Source organism: Pseudomonas sp. GW823-FHT04A03 (assembly GCF_058796615.1).
This window is the reverse complement of record NZ_JBXAIV010000007.1, coordinates 226356-242164: the sequence shown is the minus strand read 5'-3', so window position 1 is coordinate 242164 and position 15809 is coordinate 226356. Positions and strand designations below refer to the sequence as shown.

At 61.9% G+C, this 15809-nt stretch carries 15 protein-coding genes; 8 read left to right on the top strand and 7 right to left on the bottom strand.

Annotation, left to right across the window (positions count from 1 at the left end):
- The first annotated feature begins 6 nt into the window (after positions 1-6).
- From AC1Q9F_RS19235 to AC1Q9F_RS19225, 3 genes are read left to right on the top strand one after another with little or no spacing between them, the layout of a single operon-like run.
- Positions 7-1614 carry a carboxyl transferase domain-containing protein gene (locus AC1Q9F_RS19235; RefSeq protein WP_492620660.1) on the top strand — a complete coding sequence of 536 codons (1608 nt, stop codon included), beginning with the start codon at positions 7-9 and terminating at the stop codon, positions 1612-1614.
- A gap of 13 nt (positions 1615-1627) precedes the next feature.
- Entirely contained in the window at positions 1628-2443 is an 816-nt protein-coding gene (locus tag AC1Q9F_RS19230; protein WP_492620659.1) for a gamma-carboxygeranoyl-CoA hydratase, read from the top strand.
- The gene (locus AC1Q9F_RS19225; protein WP_492620658.1) at positions 2443-4392 is read left to right on the top strand and encodes an acetyl/propionyl/methylcrotonyl-CoA carboxylase subunit alpha; all 1950 of its coding nucleotides are present in this window, start codon (positions 2443-2445) and stop codon (positions 4390-4392) included. The genes AC1Q9F_RS19230 and AC1Q9F_RS19225 overlap by 1 nt, the downstream gene beginning before the upstream one ends.
- Before the next feature lie 39 nt (positions 4393-4431).
- Here the strand turns inward: AC1Q9F_RS19225 and AC1Q9F_RS19220 are convergent, their stop codons facing one another.
- Positions 4432-5088 carry a LexA family protein gene (locus tag AC1Q9F_RS19220; RefSeq protein WP_492620657.1) on the bottom strand — a complete coding sequence of 219 codons (657 nt, stop codon included), beginning with the start codon at positions 5086-5088 and terminating at the stop codon, positions 4432-4434.
- Between the two features lie 129 nt (positions 5089-5217).
- Between AC1Q9F_RS19220 and AC1Q9F_RS19215 the strand changes: the two genes are divergently transcribed.
- A complete protein-coding gene (locus tag AC1Q9F_RS19215) occupies positions 5218-5556 on the top strand; it encodes a DUF6124 family protein (protein ID WP_492620656.1) in 339 nt (112 codons plus the stop codon).
- A gap of 163 nt (positions 5557-5719) precedes the next feature.
- Here AC1Q9F_RS19215 and AC1Q9F_RS19210 read toward each other — a convergent pair whose 3' ends face one another.
- On the bottom strand, positions 5720-5938 hold the full coding sequence (locus AC1Q9F_RS19210) for a hypothetical protein (protein ID WP_143492966.1): 219 nt from the start codon (positions 5936-5938) through the stop codon (positions 5720-5722).
- A 97-nt stretch (positions 5939-6035) separates the two neighbouring features.
- On the opposite strand from AC1Q9F_RS19210, the gene AC1Q9F_RS19205 reads away from it, so the two are divergent.
- Positions 6036-7187 carry a M14 family metallopeptidase gene (locus AC1Q9F_RS19205; RefSeq protein WP_207983268.1) on the top strand — a complete coding sequence of 384 codons (1152 nt, stop codon included), beginning with the start codon at positions 6036-6038 and terminating at the stop codon, positions 7185-7187.
- Between the two features lie 147 nt (positions 7188-7334).
- Entirely contained in the window at positions 7335-8543 is a 1209-nt protein-coding gene (locus tag AC1Q9F_RS19200) for an MFS transporter (RefSeq protein WP_492620655.1), read from the top strand.
- 7 nt (positions 8544-8550) lie between these two features.
- Here AC1Q9F_RS19200 and AC1Q9F_RS19195 read toward each other — a convergent pair whose 3' ends face one another.
- Both AC1Q9F_RS19195 and AC1Q9F_RS19190 read right to left on the bottom strand, forming a co-directional pair.
- A complete protein-coding gene (locus tag AC1Q9F_RS19195; protein ID WP_492620654.1) occupies positions 8551-9096 on the bottom strand; it encodes a cytochrome b in 546 nt (181 codons plus the stop codon).
- Entirely contained in the window at positions 9093-10187 is a 1095-nt protein-coding gene (locus AC1Q9F_RS19190) for a catalase family peroxidase (RefSeq protein ID WP_492620653.1), read from the bottom strand. The genes AC1Q9F_RS19195 and AC1Q9F_RS19190 overlap by 4 nt, the downstream gene beginning before the upstream one ends.
- 157 nt (positions 10188-10344) lie before the next feature.
- Between AC1Q9F_RS19190 and AC1Q9F_RS19185 the strand changes: the two genes are divergently transcribed.
- Positions 10345-10851 carry an RNA polymerase sigma factor gene (locus AC1Q9F_RS19185; protein ID WP_085667513.1) on the top strand — a complete coding sequence of 169 codons (507 nt, stop codon included), beginning with the start codon at positions 10345-10347 and terminating at the stop codon, positions 10849-10851.
- Positions 10848-11600, top strand: a complete 753-nt coding sequence (locus AC1Q9F_RS19180; RefSeq protein WP_207983272.1) for an anti-sigma factor family protein — start codon at positions 10848-10850, stop codon at positions 11598-11600. The genes AC1Q9F_RS19185 and AC1Q9F_RS19180 overlap by 4 nt, the downstream gene beginning before the upstream one ends.
- A gap of 5 nt (positions 11601-11605) precedes the next feature.
- Here the strand turns inward: AC1Q9F_RS19180 and AC1Q9F_RS19175 are convergent, their stop codons facing one another.
- From AC1Q9F_RS19175 to AC1Q9F_RS19165, 3 genes are all read right to left on the bottom strand, one after another.
- Positions 11606-12577, bottom strand: a complete 972-nt coding sequence (locus tag AC1Q9F_RS19175; protein WP_492620652.1) for a Csu type fimbrial protein — start codon at positions 12575-12577, stop codon at positions 11606-11608.
- Positions 12574-14931 (bottom strand): fimbria/pilus outer membrane usher protein, encoded by a 2358-nt coding sequence (locus tag AC1Q9F_RS19170; RefSeq protein WP_492620651.1) that lies wholly within the window; start codon positions 14929-14931, stop codon positions 12574-12576. The genes AC1Q9F_RS19175 and AC1Q9F_RS19170 overlap by 4 nt, the downstream gene beginning before the upstream one ends.
- Positions 14932-15015: 84 nt before the next feature.
- A complete protein-coding gene (locus AC1Q9F_RS19165; protein ID WP_492620650.1) occupies positions 15016-15798 on the bottom strand; it encodes a fimbrial biogenesis chaperone in 783 nt (260 codons plus the stop codon).
- Between the last annotated feature and the right edge of the window lie 11 nt (positions 15799-15809).

Genomic DNA, 15809 nt, shown 5'->3' with positions numbered 1-15809 from the left:
CTGTCCATGGCTATCCTGCATACCCAGCTCAACCCCCGTTCAGCGGAGTTCGTCGCCAACAGCGCGGCGATGCTCGAACAGGTCGACGCCCTGCACACCCTGCTCGCCCAAGTGGCTCAGGGCGGCGGCGCGAAAGCCCAGGAACGGCACACCTCGCGCGGCAAGCTGCTGCCGCGTGAGCGGATCAACCGTTTGCTCGATCCGGGCTCGCCGTTTCTGGAAATCAGCCAATTGGCTGCACACGCCGTGTATGGCGAAGACGTGCCGGCCGCTGGCGTGATTGCCGGGATCGGCCGCGTGGAAGGCATCGAGTGCATGATCGTTGCCAACGACGCGACGGTGAAAGGTGGCTCGTACTACCCGCTGACCGTGAAGAAACACCTGCGCGCCCAGACCATCGCCCAGCAAAACCGCCTGCCGTGCATTTATCTGGTGGACTCGGGCGGCGCCAACCTGCCGCGTCAGGACGAAGTGTTCCCGGATCGCGAACACTTCGGGCGAATCTTCTTCAATCAGGCCAACATGAGCGCCATGGGCATTCCGCAGATTGCCGTGGTCATGGGCTCCTGCACCGCCGGCGGCGCCTATGTGCCGGCGATGGCTGACGAAGCGATCATGGTGCGCAATCAGGCGACGATCTTCCTCGCCGGCCCACCCTTGGTAAAAGCCGCGACCGGTGAAGTGGTCAGCGCCGAAGACCTCGGCGGGGCCGATGTGCATTGCAAGACGTCCGGGGTTGCCGACCATTACGCCGAAAGCGACGAGCACGCCCTCGCCCTCGCCCGCCGCAGTGTTGCCAACCTCAACTGGCGCAAGCTCGGCGAAGTGCAGCAGCGCGCGCCTATTGCGCCGCTGTACGCCAGCGATGAGTTGTACGGCGTGGTTTCGGCAGACGCCAAACAGCCATTTGATGTGCGCGAAGTGATTGCGCGGCTGGTCGACGGTTCGGTGTTCGATGAATTCAAAGCCTTGTTCGGCACCACGCTGGTGTGCGGTTTCGCCCATCTGCACGGCTACCCGATCGCGATCCTCGCCAACAACGGCATCCTGTTCGCCGAAGCCGCGCAAAAAGGCGCGCACTTCATCGAACTCGCCTGCCAGCGCGGGATTCCGCTGCTGTTCCTGCAGAACATCACCGGCTTCATGGTCGGTCAGAAATACGAGGCCGGCGGCATCGCCAAACACGGCGCGAAACTGGTGACCGCCGTGGCATGCGCCAAGGTGCCGAAATTCACCGTGATCATCGGCGGCAGCTTCGGCGCCGGTAACTACGGCATGTGCGGGCGGGCCTACGATCCGCGTTTCCTGTGGATGTGGCCGAACGCGCGGATCGGCGTGATGGGCGCCGAACAGGCAGCTGGCGTGCTGGTTCAGGTCAAGCGCGAGCAGGCCGAGCGCAGCGGCCAGACGTTCAGTGCCGAGCAGGAAAGCGAGATCAAGCAACCGATTCTCGACCAGTACGAAGAGCAGGGTCATCCCTACTACTCCAGCGCACGGCTGTGGGATGACGGCGTCATCGACCCGGCGCAGACCCGCGATGTGCTGGCCCTGGCCTTGTCCGCGTCGTTGAACGCGCCTATCGAACCGAGCCGCTTCGGCGTGTTCCGGATGTGATCGGGAGAACCTCATGAGCGACTTCAACACCCTCGAATTGCACAGCGATCCACGGGGTTTCGCGACCCTGTGGCTGAGCCGCGAAGAAAAGAACAACGCGTTCAACGCCGAAATGATCCGCGAGTTGATTTTGGCTTTGGACAAGGTTGCCAGCGACGCCAGCCTGCGTTTTCTGCTGGTGCGCGGACGCGGCAAACACTTCAGCGCCGGCGCGGATCTCACCTGGATGCAGCAATCGGCCGAACTCGATTACCACACCAACCTCGACGACGCCCGGGAACTGGCGGAGCTGATGTACAACCTCGCCAAACTGAAAATCCCGACCGTGGCCGTGGTGCAAGGCGCGGCGTTCGGCGGCGCGCTGGGTCTGATCAGTTGCTGCGACATGGCGATTGGCGCCGATGACGCGCAGTTCTGTCTGTCGGAAGTGCGCATTGGCCTGGCGCCGGCGGTGATCAGCCCGTTCGTGGTGCAAGCCATCGGCGAGCGCGCGACACGGCGTTATGCGCTGACGGCCGAGCGTTTCGGAGGGCAGCGGGCGCGGGAAATCGGTCTGCTGTCCGAGAGCTATCCAGCGACCGAGCTTGAGCAGAAAGTCGAGCAATGGATCGACAACCTGCTGCTCAACAGCCCCGCCGCCATGCGCGCCAGCAAGGATCTGCTGCGTGAAGTCGGCAACGGCGCGTTGACTCCGGCCCTGCGCCGCTACACCGAAAACGCCATCGCCCGCATCCGCGTTAGCCCGGAAGGCCAGGAAGGTCTGCGGGCCTTTTTGCAGAAGCGTCCGCCGAGCTGGCAAGCCGCAACCACCACCAAGGAGCCGCGTTGATGAGCGCACCTGTTCTCACCACCTTGCTGGTGGCCAACCGTGGCGAAATCGCTTGCCGGGTCATGCGCACCGCCAAGGCCCTGGGCCTGACCACCGTCGCCGTGCACAGCGCCACCGACCGTGAAGCGCGACACAGCCGTGAAGCGGATATCCGCGTCGATCTGGGCGGCAGCAAAGCGGCCGACAGTTATTTGCAAATCGACAAACTGATCGCGGCGGCCAAGGCCAGCGGCGCTCAGGCGATTCATCCGGGGTATGGTTTTCTGTCGGAGAACGCTGGTTTTGCCCGCGCCATTGAAGCGGCCGGCCTGATTTTCCTCGGCCCGCCCGCCTCGGCCATCGATGCGATGGGCAGCAAATCCGCCGCCAAAGCGCTGATGGAAACTGCCGGCGTGCCGCTGGTGCCGGGTTATCACGGCGAAGCTCAGGATCTGGACACCTTCCGCGATGCGTGCGAGCGAATCGGTTATCCGGTGCTGCTCAAAGCCACAGCCGGCGGTGGCGGCAAAGGCATGAAGGTGGTCGAGGACGTCAGTCAATTGGCTGAAGCGTTGGCCTCGGCCCAGCGTGAAGCGCAGTCGTCGTTCGGCGATTCGCGGATGCTGGTGGAGAAATACCTGCTCAAGCCGCGTCACGTGGAAATCCAGGTGTTTGCCGATCAGCATGGCAATTGCCTGTACCTGAACGAGCGCGACTGCTCGATTCAGCGTCGGCACCAGAAGGTCGTTGAAGAGGCGCCGGCACCGGGTTTGAGCCCGGAGCTGCGTCGGGCGATGGGCGAAGCGGCGGTGCGTTCGGCGCAGGCCATCGGATATGTCGGTGCAGGCACGGTGGAGTTTCTGCTGGATGCGCGTGGCGAGTTCTTCTTCATGGAGATGAACACGCGGTTGCAGGTCGAACACCCGGTCACCGAAGCCATCACCGGGCTCGATCTGGTGGCCTGGCAGATTCGCGTCGCCCGTGGCGAAGCGCTGCCGATCACTCAGGATCAGGTGCCGTTGAACGGGCATGCGATTGAGGTTCGGTTGTATGCGGAAGATCCGTCGAATGATTTCCTGCCGGCAACCGGGCGTCTGGATCTGTATCGCGAATCCGCCGCAGGGCCGGGGCGCCGTGTGGACAGCGGCGTTGAGGAAGGCGATGAAATTTCGCCGTTTTATGACCCGATGCTCGGCAAACTAATTGCCTGGGGCGAGGATCGTGAGCAGGCGCGTTTGCGGTTGCTGAGCATGCTCGACGAGTTCGCGATTGGTGGACTGAAGACCAACATCAACTTCCTGCGGCGGATCATCGGTCATCCGGCGTTTGCGGCAGCCGAGCTGGATACTGGATTCATTCCGCGCTATCAGGAACAGTTGCTGCCAGCGCCCGCTGCGCTGAGTGATGAGTTCTGGGAGGCGGCGGCGCAGGCTTTTGCGCAGAGCCTGCTGGGGATGGCTCGGGCGGATGATCCGGCTTCGCCTTGGGCGCTCCACAGCGGTTTGCGCGCCGGGTTGCCACGTGAAATTACTCTGCATCTGAGCTGCGAGGGGCAGGATCGGGCGTTGACGCTCGGTGCTGGCGGCAATGCAAAACTGCTCGGCGAGCAACTAGTGGTCGAGCACGATGGGCTGCGCCGGCAGCTGCGGGCGATTCGTCGTGGAGAGGTTCTGTATCTGCAATGGGACGGCGAGTTGCGACGCGTTGAAACCTACGACCCGATCAGCGCTGTCGAAGCCAGTCATAGCCATCAGGGTGGTCTGACGGCGCCGATGAACGGCAGCATCGTGCGGGTGCTGGTGGAGGCCGGTCAATCGGTTGAGGCCGGTGCGCAACTGGTGGTGCTGGAAGCGATGAAGATGGAACATAGCATCCGCGCGCCCCACGCCGGCGTGATCAAGGCGCTGTATTGCCAGGAAGGCGAAATGGTCAGCGAAGGCAGTGCACTGGTCGAACTGGAAGAAGCGTAAAAGGTGGATCGATCCTACGCCTGGCGAGGATCGATCTGACTAGTATTTGGCCGTTGCCTGAACCACGACACCGATAATTCGGCACTCGTCGGTCAACAAGGCTTTCGGCCAGGTCGGATTGAGCGGCACCAGGTAACGCTGGCCGCCCTCTTCGATCAGTTTGCGGAAAATCGCCTCGTCGCTGTCCGGCCACTGGGCGATCACCAGTTTGCCGGGCTCGGCTTCCAGTGCCGGGTCCACCAGGATCATCATCCCCTCGCCGATGCTTTGCCCGGTGGGCGCGGTCATCGCATTCCCCATCACCGTGAGCCAGAACGCAGGGCCACGGGCGTGGTAGTCCGTCAGTTCGAAACGTCGTTTGTCCTTGGCACTCGAATACGCTGGCTGGCTCTCACGGGCCTCGACCGGCGCATTCCACTCGCTGACCGGATAGCGAAAGTAAGGGTTGTACTTCTGCGCCAGAGGCATTTCGTCATCCGCATCGACCTGCGGTTCACGAATCACCACCGCGACCTCGAGATATTCCATGCCCAGCGCTTTCAGCACGCGGTTCATCTGCGTGATGCCGGGTTCGCGGCGCTTGTTCAGCCAATGGCCGATACCGCCCTGAGACATGCCGACGCGCTCGCCGAGCTCGACTTGAGTGACGTTGAGTTCACTCATTTTGGCCTTGACCAACTCAATCCATTTATCCATGTGCGGCACCATACGTGGACGCCTGCGGCCGGCAAAACACATATTGTAGTATTTAAATTCTGGTCACAAATACTGATAGTACTATGCTTGAGTAACGGATTTGAATCGACCAAGGAGTGACCTTTCACCATGAACATCACCAGCAAAGACTTGCCCGACCTGCAAATGGACACCACCTTCACGTCACCGCAAGGGTGCGCCGCTGCGCAACGGACGTTGGACTATTACTTGAAACCAGCTGTGTCAGAACCGGAAGTGGATGAGCGCTTTTTCGGTGTGAACAGCAATCTGAGTGGCGAAGAATCCCTGGTCCACGCCTCCGATCTGCTGCGATGTGCAGCGGCTACGGCGTTCAAGGCGGCGGACGGCTTGCAGGGCGTGAGTCGGGATCTGGCGTTTTCGGTCGTGCACATGGTGGACATGGCGCGGGCGATGGTTGATCACTCGCTCGATGGCGCGGTTCGCTGAAAACGGGAGTTCGGACGGACGGGAAAGAATTTTCCAATCGCGCAGATAAAAACATTTGACTTGCAAATGATAATGATTATTATTGCAAGCAGCTGGTCGCGAGATCAGTCGATGGACCAGAGACCTTAGGTCGGTCTTCTGGACTATCTCCTCATCAGGCTAATCACGGTTTTTGACCCGGCTTTTTGCCGGGTCTTTTTTTTGCCAGTTTTCTGGCTTGTGGCTTCAGGCTAATGAAGTCTTTGGGTGCTGCAAATTCGATGGCGCGGATAATATCAAAAGAATATTGCTTGGCAAGCGGACCCCGGCCACATTGGGGCAAAGTAATGCCAATTAGCACTTGAGAATCAATCGCACAGCCACTAAGCTGCATCCGCGTCATGGAGGACGCCCCCCGCCACAACCCGCAATTTCCCTCGGTTTCACCCCTGTCTTGCGTGTAAAGTAGCCGCCATAAAAATCATATTCAGGAACCGATTATGACTGTGGCCAAATCTTCTTTCGACATCAGCGCCAACTTCGACAGCGGCAACATCCAAGTCATCGACATCAGCAATCCGCTCAACCCGGTTCTGGCAATTCGGCCAGATACCCGCAGCGCCCATTTCCAGTGGTTCCACTTCAAGGCCAGCGGCCTGCACGTCCATCAGGAACACTGGTTCCGCCTGGTCAACGCCAGCCAGTCTTCCTACAACAAAGCCTGGACCGGCTATCAGGCGGTCGCTTCCTACGACCACGTCAACTGGTTCCGCATTCCGACCCAGTTCGAAGGCGACAGCCTGCGCTTTTGCCTCGAAGCCGAGCAGACCCACGCCTGGTTCGCCTACTTCGAACCCTACAGCCGTGGTCGTCATGACTGGCTGATCGAGCAAGCGCTGACCAAGGCCGGCACCGAACTGCTGGCTACCGGCAAAAGCGTCGAAGGCCGCGACATCCAGCTGCTGCGCAAAGGCACCGGCGCCGAAGGTCGCCGCAAGATCTGGATCATCGCCCAGCAACATCCCGGCGAGCACATGGCCGAGTGGTTCATGGAAGGCGTGATCGAACGCCTGGAACGTCATGACGATCCGGTGCTGAACAAACTCCTGGCCAGCGCCGATCTGTACCTGGTGCCGAATATGAACCCGGACGGCGCCTTCCACGGTCACCTGCGCACAAACGCAATGGGCCAGGACCTGAACCGCGCCTGGCAGAACGCCAGTCAGGAAGTAAGCCCGGAAGTACTTTTCGTACAGCAGCAGATGGAAAAGTACGGCGTCGATCTGTTCCTCGACGTACACGGTGACGAAGAAATTCCCCACGTGTTCACAGCCGGTTGCGAAGGCAATCCGGGTTACACCCCGCGCCTGGAGAAGCTCGAAGAGCACTTCCGCAGCCACCTGAAACACACCACCAAAGACTTCCAGACCAAGTACGGCTACACCCGCGACGAACCGGGCCAGGCCAACATGACCCTGGCCTGCAACAGCGTCGGCCAGAAGTTCGACTGCCTGTCGCTGACCCTGGAAATGCCGTTCAAGGATCACGATGACGCGCCGAACCCGCTCACCGGCTGGTCGGGCAAGCGTTCCAAGCAACTGGGCAAGGATGTGCTGACCACCATCGCGGATATGGTCGACACCCTGCGCTGATCGCCCCCTGATTTTCGCTTCACGAAAGATCGCAGCCTGTCTGCGATCTTTTTTTTGCGCCGACTTTCACCCAATCAGGTTGCAAATCAAAACTGGATTATTTACCGTCAATCAAGTTTCAAATTGAAACCTGAAAGGATCCGGGACATGAACACTGCAACACTCGATAAAGGTGTCGTGCTGCTTTTCGCCATCGCTTGCGGCCTCGCGGTGGGCAACGTGTATTACGCCCAGCCGCTGCTGGATGCGATGGCCGAAGCCTTCGGTCTGTCGCCGGGCAGCGTTGGCATTGTCATGACCTTGACCCAGGTCGGGTACGGCCTCGGGCTGTTATTGCTCGTGCCCCTCGGCGATCTGCTCAACCGCCGGCGGCTGATTGTCACGCAAACGCTGTTGTCCGCCGCAGCCTTGCTGATGATTGCCTTGGCCTCGAACAGTGCCGGGCTGCTGATCGGCGTCACCCTCACCGGTCTGCTTGCCGTGGTCACCCAAGTGCTGGTCGCCTACGCCGCGACTCTGGCCATCCCGGCACAACGCGGAAAGGTTGTGGGCGTGATCACAAGCGGCATCGTCGTCGGCATTTTGCTCGCGCGCACGGTGGCCGGCGGCATGGCTGATCTGGCCGGCTGGCGCTCGATCTACCTGCTCTCGGCAGGATTGACGCTGGTAATGGCCGCGCTGCTGTTTCGGGTGTTGCCCAAAGATGAAGACGCGCGACCGAGCACACGTTACGTGGCATTGATCGCTTCAGTGTTCAGCCTGTTTCGTGAAGAACCGGTGCTGCGCCAACGAGCAATCCTCGCCCTGCTCACCTTCGCCAGCGCCATGGTGCTGTGGACGCCGATGGTGTTGCCGCTGGCCGCCCCGCCGCTGTCGCTTTCCCACAGTGAAATCGGATTGTTCGGACTCGCCGGCGCGGCAGGCGCACTGGCCGCAGCCAGAGCCGGGCATCTGGCGGATCGAGGATGGGGACAATGGGTCAGCGGCCTGTCGCTGCTGCTGATGCTGGGCTCGTGGCTGCCGATCGCACTCACCCAATCTTCGTTGTGGGCGCTGCTGCTTGGCGTCATTACCCTGGATCTTGGCTTGCAGGCCGTGCACGTCACCAGCCAGAGCATGATCTACAGCGTCCGACCAGAGGCGCAGAGCCGACTGACCGCCGGCTACATGCTGTTTTACTCCATTGGCAGTGCCTTGGGCTCAATCGCCTCGACAGCCATGTACGCCTGGGCAGGATGGTCGGGCGTGTGCTGGCTGGGTGCCGGAATCAACATGGTCGCGTTGCTGTACTGGTGGCGAACGCTGGCCACACCGAAACGTGGCGAGGCTGCTTGCGCCCTCGCCACGTCGGACTGACACATTATCAACCGCGATTGCGTCCCCGCAGCATGCTGTCGAGCACTTCGTCGCGGCGCACCCAGCCATGGAACAGCGCCGCCGCCAGATGCAGCAGCACGGTCAGGAACAACAGATACGCCAGATACCCGTGAGCCTTGCGCAGCAACGCAAACACCTGCGCATCCGCCGGCACGATCGACGGCAATTGCAGGGACGTGCCGAGCATCACCGGATCCCCCGCCGCGCTGATCATCGCCCAGCCCAACAGCGGCAACACCAACATCAGCGCATACAACAACAGATGAGAGGCCTTGGCCGCCATCACCTGCCAGCCCGGCAGATCCGCCGGCAGCGGCGGCTGACGGGTGCCCAGTCGCAACAGAATGCGCACGATCACCAAAGCGAGTATCGCGATGCCCAATGGTTTGTGCAGATTGATCAGCCATTCATGCCGCGCTGACACCGAGGTCACCATGCCGGCGCCGATGAACAACATCGCGATGATCATCAACGCCATCAACCAGTGCAGCAGGCGCGCCAGCGGATTGAAATGAGTCGGTTGCGTGCTCATGGGCGAGCCTCCTTTTTGCCGGTTGGCAGTTGGCTGACTTCGCTGGTGCGACGCAGGTAGGAATCGGCGTAACCGGCCGAGCGCGCGGCCAGCAGCGGATCGTCGGAACCCTGAATGCCGGCCGGCAGCACCAGCGGATCGTAATTGATGTCACGGCATTCACCGCTGAGCTGCGGCTGGGTCTTTTCCAGCACCAGGGTGCCGGCGTTCAACATCTTGCGACCGGCGGGCCAGGTCTTGCTCGCATCGTTCACAGGATCGTCGGCATTGGCCAAGGTGATGTTCAACTGAAAGCGCAGCGGCCCTTCAGCCAGGCGTTGCACCAGGTCTTTTTCAAGGAAGTCGCTACCTTCAGGCGCAGTCGCGCCGGCAGCGTCTTGGGCCAGAGGCGTCATGTTCCAGCGCACCGCTTGTTTCTTGCCGCTGGCATCCACCAGATAGAACGCGTTGACGCTGTTGTAGGTTTCCGTCGCGTAACTGGCCGAAGGTTTGGCGGTTTTAATCCAGGTCAGAAACGGCACGGCTTCCGGGTGTGAGGCAAAAAATGCCGGCACCTTGGTCGGATCCGGTTTACCGGTGGCGGGATCCGGCGATTGCGCCTGCTGCAACTGATAGAACGCCTCGGGTGTGCCGACCGGGAACACCGGCATGCTGTTCATCCCGGTGCGCCACTGCTGGCCGTTGGCCTGAGTGAAACGCAGCGCCAGACTGCGGATCGGTACGGCGCTGTCCGGCGCATACGGATTGCCGGCCGGCAGCGCAAAGCGCCCGACCACTGGCGTGCGTGGTTCATTGAACACTTGCGCGACAGAATACGGGCGAGCCTCGCCGCTGCTCTCGAAATGCCCGATCACGCAAACACCTTTGGCGTGATTGCGGCGAAAGCCGGGATGCACACCGTTGTTCTTTTCCAGCACATCGACCAACGCTTTCGGCGTCAGGCGCTGTGGGTCAAATGAACCATGAACGTAGGCAAACGCCCCGGCCAGGGCTGCGACCACCACGGCGATTCCGCCAAGCCGCAATACCAGGCTCGCGGTACTCAGTGGCGGGCGTTGTGGCCCGCCGGGCGATGAGCTGCGATCAACCATGAAGCACTCCAGGGCCATCGGCCACAAGTAGGAAGAGTCAGCAAGACGCACGCCATCGGGATTTATTCCACGGCCCGGTATTTATTTTTCAGAACGTGGAATAACCTCCAATGCCGGGCGTCTTCCTAGTCCACAGCGTAGTGACTAGCAGAACTTCATGAGCGAATTCGACGAACAACTGAGAGAAATCATTCCCAGATTGCGGCGCTTTGCCGTGTCGTTGACACGCAACAGCAGCAGCGCCGACGACCTGGTACAGGCCAGTCTTGAGCGGGCGCTGTCGGGTTGGGGCGACAAGCGCGCCGACGGCGATCTGCGCGCCTGGCTGTTTTCGATCCTGTACCGGCAATTCCTCGATGCGCATCGGCGTTCGCGGCGTTATGCGCGGATGCTCGAATTCTTTACCGGCCGCGATGACGCCGAGCCCTCGGTGGAACGCACCGTGATTGCCCAATCGACCCTGCAGGCCTTCGACCGACTGCCCACCGAACAGCGCGCGCTGCTGCTGATGGTGTCGGTGGAAGGCCTGACTTATAAGGAGGTCGCCGAAATTCTCGACGTCCCCACCGGCACCGTGATGTCGCGCCTGTCCCGTGCTCGCCAGGCCCTGCGCCAGCTCAGCGACGGGGAAATCAGCAGCCCTTCCTTGCGGATACTCAAATGATCAGTCTGCCCCCCAATGAACGTGACCTGCACGCCTACGTCGACCACCAGCTCAGCGAGGCCGACCGGCATGTGCTGGAAACCTGGCTCGCCAGCCATCCGGACGAAGCGGCGCAGGTTCGCGCCTGGCAACAGGATGCCCAGCACCTGCGCGCCGCCCTCGGCGGTGCCTTGCAACAACCGGCCAATCCGGACCTTGATCCGTTGATGATCCGTCAGCGCCTCAAACGCCAGTCGCGCCGCCAATGGGCCAGCGCAGCGGTGTTGCTGATTGCCGTCAGCCTCGGCGGTGTCGGTGGCTGGAAGGCCCGGGACATGACCGTGTTTCATCCCCCGGCACCGATGACGGATGCCTTGCAGGCGTACCGTTTGATCGCCCAGCAAGGGCTTCTGCCGGCGGACTACAAGGTCGATGGCGACGGCGACATCCAGCGCTGGCTCGACCGCTATTTCACTCAGGCCAATCGCCTGCCGGACCTGACGTCGGCCGGGTTTGCACCGGTCAGCGGCCGTCTGCTGAGCACCGATGAAGGCCCGGCGGCGATGGTGATGTATGAAGACCAGAGCGGGCACAAGGTCAGTTTCTACGTGCGTCCACCTGGACCGAAAAATACCTTTCTGCCCCGGGGCAGCCGCCAGGACGGGGATCTGCAGGCCGAGTACTGGTCAGGCAAGGGCTACAACTATGCGATGGTCAGCCCGACTGACACACCCGCAGCGAAAATGCTCAAGCAATCCGTGAGTTTCTAGCCGGTTCAGAACCCCACATCCAGCACCACATTGTCCAGATAGGTTCCGGCGGGCGGTGTGGTCTGGTCGGTGTAGATTTTCGCGTTGTAATTGAAGATCTGGCTGCCGGTGCCCAGCCCGTTGCCGGGGTTGACCTCGGCATCGCTGCTGGCCCGGCGAGCCGCGCCGACACTGCCCCAACGGGTGGTCCCGGCGCTCTTGAAAATGTCGTAGGCCAGATAGTTGCTGCCGGAAATCATCCGTCGCCGCCCTCCGACACTCAGCGCGTTCTGCCCGTCGTTCAGCCCCACGGTGTAGGCACTGCCCTTGGTGCAGGCGAGGTTGATGGTCTGCCCGGTTACCGGCGTAAATGCACTGACCACCGGGGCGCTGCCAAAGGCGATATTCGGCGCGGTGATGGTGCAATCGTTGGCCACCGTCAGGTTGACCGTCAGCGTCGTGGTGCCGCTGTTGATGTCGCGGCCCAGGCAAAGCCCGCCGACACCGATGCCCGAACAATAATTCCAGTTCCAGAAAATGCTCAGGGTCTCGGTATACACGCCGGCCGCCACGTTGCTGCCGATGGTGGTACCGAAATAGAGCGGAACGGTTTTCGGCACCGTGCCGCCCAATAATCCCAAGGCATCAATGATGCCGTTGCGGGCGAAGTCATAGGCGGTGCCGCGCGTCAGCGGGTAACTGGTGCTGTTGTTGGCGTAGATCGTGTAACCGATCACGTCGCCGGTGGGTCCGAGCAAACCGCTCTGGGTCGAGGTAACGGTGGCCCAGAAATGGTCATTGTTGGTCAACAGCGACAGCAGCGAACCGGTGCAACTCAATCCTCCATTCAAAGTGGAACTGGGTTGTGAGGTCGTGCGCACGGCGATCGAACTGATGTTCCCGAACCCGGCCGGCGTGGTGGTGACCACCGAACACAGCGCCTGCGCCAGCCCCGGCAGCAGCAACAGCAACCACAGAACAAGCCGCGCCCGGATCATTGGCACACCAGTGGGCCGATCAGCGGCACTTCGTTCTGCTGCAGATCGACGCTGAATTGCGCCTGGCAGGTCTTGCCGTCCGCGAGAGTCACCCGCAGCGAGTTCTGCGCCTGGAGGTTTTCCAGGTAGACCAGCCCGTCCCAGCCGACCACCGTTCGCGTGCCGCTCTGCTCGTGCAGCACGCCACTGCCCAGCGGCAATTCCTTCTGCTGCGCATCCACCAGCACAATGCTCGCGGCGATCACCCGGCTCAGCGGAAACTCCAGCAGATAGCCACTGCCCCGGCGTACCGCAACGCGTTGCTCGACATTGGGGCTGCGCACGTTGGCCGGCAGGTTCAGCGGATCGATTTCGTACTTGCCGCGGTAATAGGCGCTGCTCCACGGCACCAGCAAGTGGCCGTTACGGTCGGTCTGGCCGACCTGCTGGTTCTCGTAACGCACCGGAATATCTGCGTAGCCATCGGTGCTGACCACCACGAATGCATCGTCGATGCGATTGGCAGCGAACACTTGATCGTCCATCCATACCAGCGACCCGCTGGCATCGGCCCAACGGGTTTCGGCGTCGGACGTCCCGTAGACGCCGGCCTGCAATTGCACCGATTGCAGACGCCAGGTCACGTCGGCCTGGCGGTAATCGGCGCCGTCGCCCTTAGCGTAGCCGAGATTGAAGCCCACCCCGCCCTCGGACGGCACGGCGCGGCTGTAGTTGACCCGCTGCTGCGTCTGCCCGGTCTTGCTGCGTTCGCTGCTGATGGCCAGGCTGCCGCGCAGGTCGAACGGAATCACCAGTTGCGCCTGTACCGCCCAGTTGCTGTCGCCGATTTCGCGGTTGGCCGACAGGTAGAAACTGCTGTTGCGCCACAGCGGTTTGCTCCAGCTCAGGTTGAGCAACCGCGTGCGGGTTTCGTCTGCCGCGCGAATATCGAAATACCCGACGCCGAGACTGCCCCAGCGTTCAAGGTTGAGGCTCAGGGTCGCCTGCTCACTGCGCTTGCTGAGTGTGGTGTAAGGGCTGTCGACCACGGTCAGGTCAGCGTAACGGTCGCGGCGTTGCAGACGCTGGTAGGAAAAGCTGTAGCGCTGGCCGCTGTATTGATAACCGAGGCTCAGTTGCTGACCGCCGTCGCCGTCGAAACGACTCTGGCTGATCGCGCTGTTGAGCACCCCGAAATTGCCCAGCCGCAGATTACCGCCCAGCCCGCCGAGGGTCAGGGTATCCGCCGCTTCGGCGTGGCTTTCCAGAGTAAACGTGTCGCTGACGCCGTAGCGCAGACTGCCCGAAGTCACGCCCGGCCCGTAGCTGAAATCCTTCAGGCCGTAATCCCGGCGCAACGTACCGGCAGCCACCGAAAAATCGCTCAGGCCTTTTTGCAACAGGCTGCTGGTGACATAGAACGGCACCGTGGTCGATACCTGCCGGCCCAGCGCATCGGTGGTCACCACCACCGCCTCACCCGCACCGTTGATAAACGGAATGTTGGTCAGGGTGTACGGCCCCGGCTGCAGGTCGGTGCTGCTGGATTTGTAGCCGTTGATGAACAGATCCACCGAGGACGGCACCGCCGCTTCCCCGGCGAACTGCGGCAGCGGATAGGTCACCAGATCCGGGCGCACCGCAAAATCCCGCGAGAACTGCACGCCGCCCAGCCGTACCGAACTGCTCCAGGGCAAGGCGCCGCTGACCACGTCCCCGGCCTCGTAGGTCAACATCCGCTCGTCATCGGAGTAGCGCCAGGTGGTGTCGTAACGCAGATAGCCGTTGTCCAGCGTACTGACCGCATCCCCCGACAACGTACGGCGATATTGCCCGGTGTTCGACAACGTGCCCCAACTGTCGAACACCCGCACCTCGTTCCACGCCGCCAGATAGGTGCCGGCGTCGTCGGTGTCATTGAGGTACAGGTCATAGTTGAACAACGCGCCGAAACTGCTCAGCGCCGGGGTGCGCGGATAGACTTCACGGTTGCCGATGAACTGCTCCGGCAGCCAGTCCGGCGGCACGTCGAGCAGCAAGCGCTGGCTGACGCTGTCGTAATCGCTGTGCAGGCCCGGCAGGCCGTCGAGATCGACTTCGGCACCGGCCTCTTCCGGCAGCTTCATGCCGGTGTCGCGCAATACGCTGGCCGGCAGGAACAGGCGACCGCCGCGCTGCTCCACCGCCACCACCCGACCGGTATTCATCTGGTTGACCACCAGTTCCAGAAACAACTGTGCATCGCTGACGGCCTCCATGCCGCTGGGAGGCGGCGGCAGTTCACCGGCCCCGGATGGATGAATGAACATCAGGCACCACGCGCCGGTCATGAGCCACAACGGACGCTGAATACGTCGAGCCCATCCCGGACTCATTAGCGTGTTACGTCCGTCAATGGACTGATTCCTCCTGAAACCGCTGGCGCCGAAACCCGAAAGCTCCGACATGACTCGCTACGGCTATCGCGCCGGCGGAATGCTCTGCACCTTTGCCGCGCCATTGATCCGCCCAGCCAATTCTCCCGCCACCGGTCCCGGTGCCGGCCAGCGCATCACCGCGCCGGGCAACACGTAGCCGAGCAATCCCTCGGCCAGCGCTTTGCTTTGACCGCCTTGTGTAACGGCCACATCGGTCAGTCGCGCATGCACCGCGCCCTGATTGCGAACTTCCACATATGGACGGCCCTCCACCGCCACCGTGCGCCAGCTCAGTTGCGGCAGGCCGATGCCCTTGGGGTCACGCTGGCGGGCGCTGTCTTCCTTGCTCCACAGCCCAGCGCCATAGGCGAACAGTGGCACCGAATAGCGCATCTGGAAGCGGATCGCCGCAGCGGTCTTGCCGTCTTCGGCAACGGGCGGCTGGGCCGAGGGGATTTCATCGATGATGATCCGGTACGCCAGCTCCTGGCCTGGCGGCACGTCCTTGGTGCGGGTCAGGCGCACCAGTTGTTTCTGGCCCGGCTCGATCTTCGCCACTGGCGGGCTGCCGATCACCTCGCGCTGATTGCGGTATTGCTCTTCGAAACCGCTCTGGCTCCAGCCGAACACGCGGATCTGCAGGTTGGCGGTTTCCGTCCCGCGATTTTCCAGCCACAACGCACTGGCCTGCTGATCGGCCTCCAGCACCGGATCGATCGGCCAGATCAGCACCGAACTGGCGGCCTGGGCCTTGAGCGTCCCGAACATGACCAGCGCCAGCACGGCGCAACACACGGACGAATAGCGTGACGTGAAAAACCCCATAAACCTGCTCC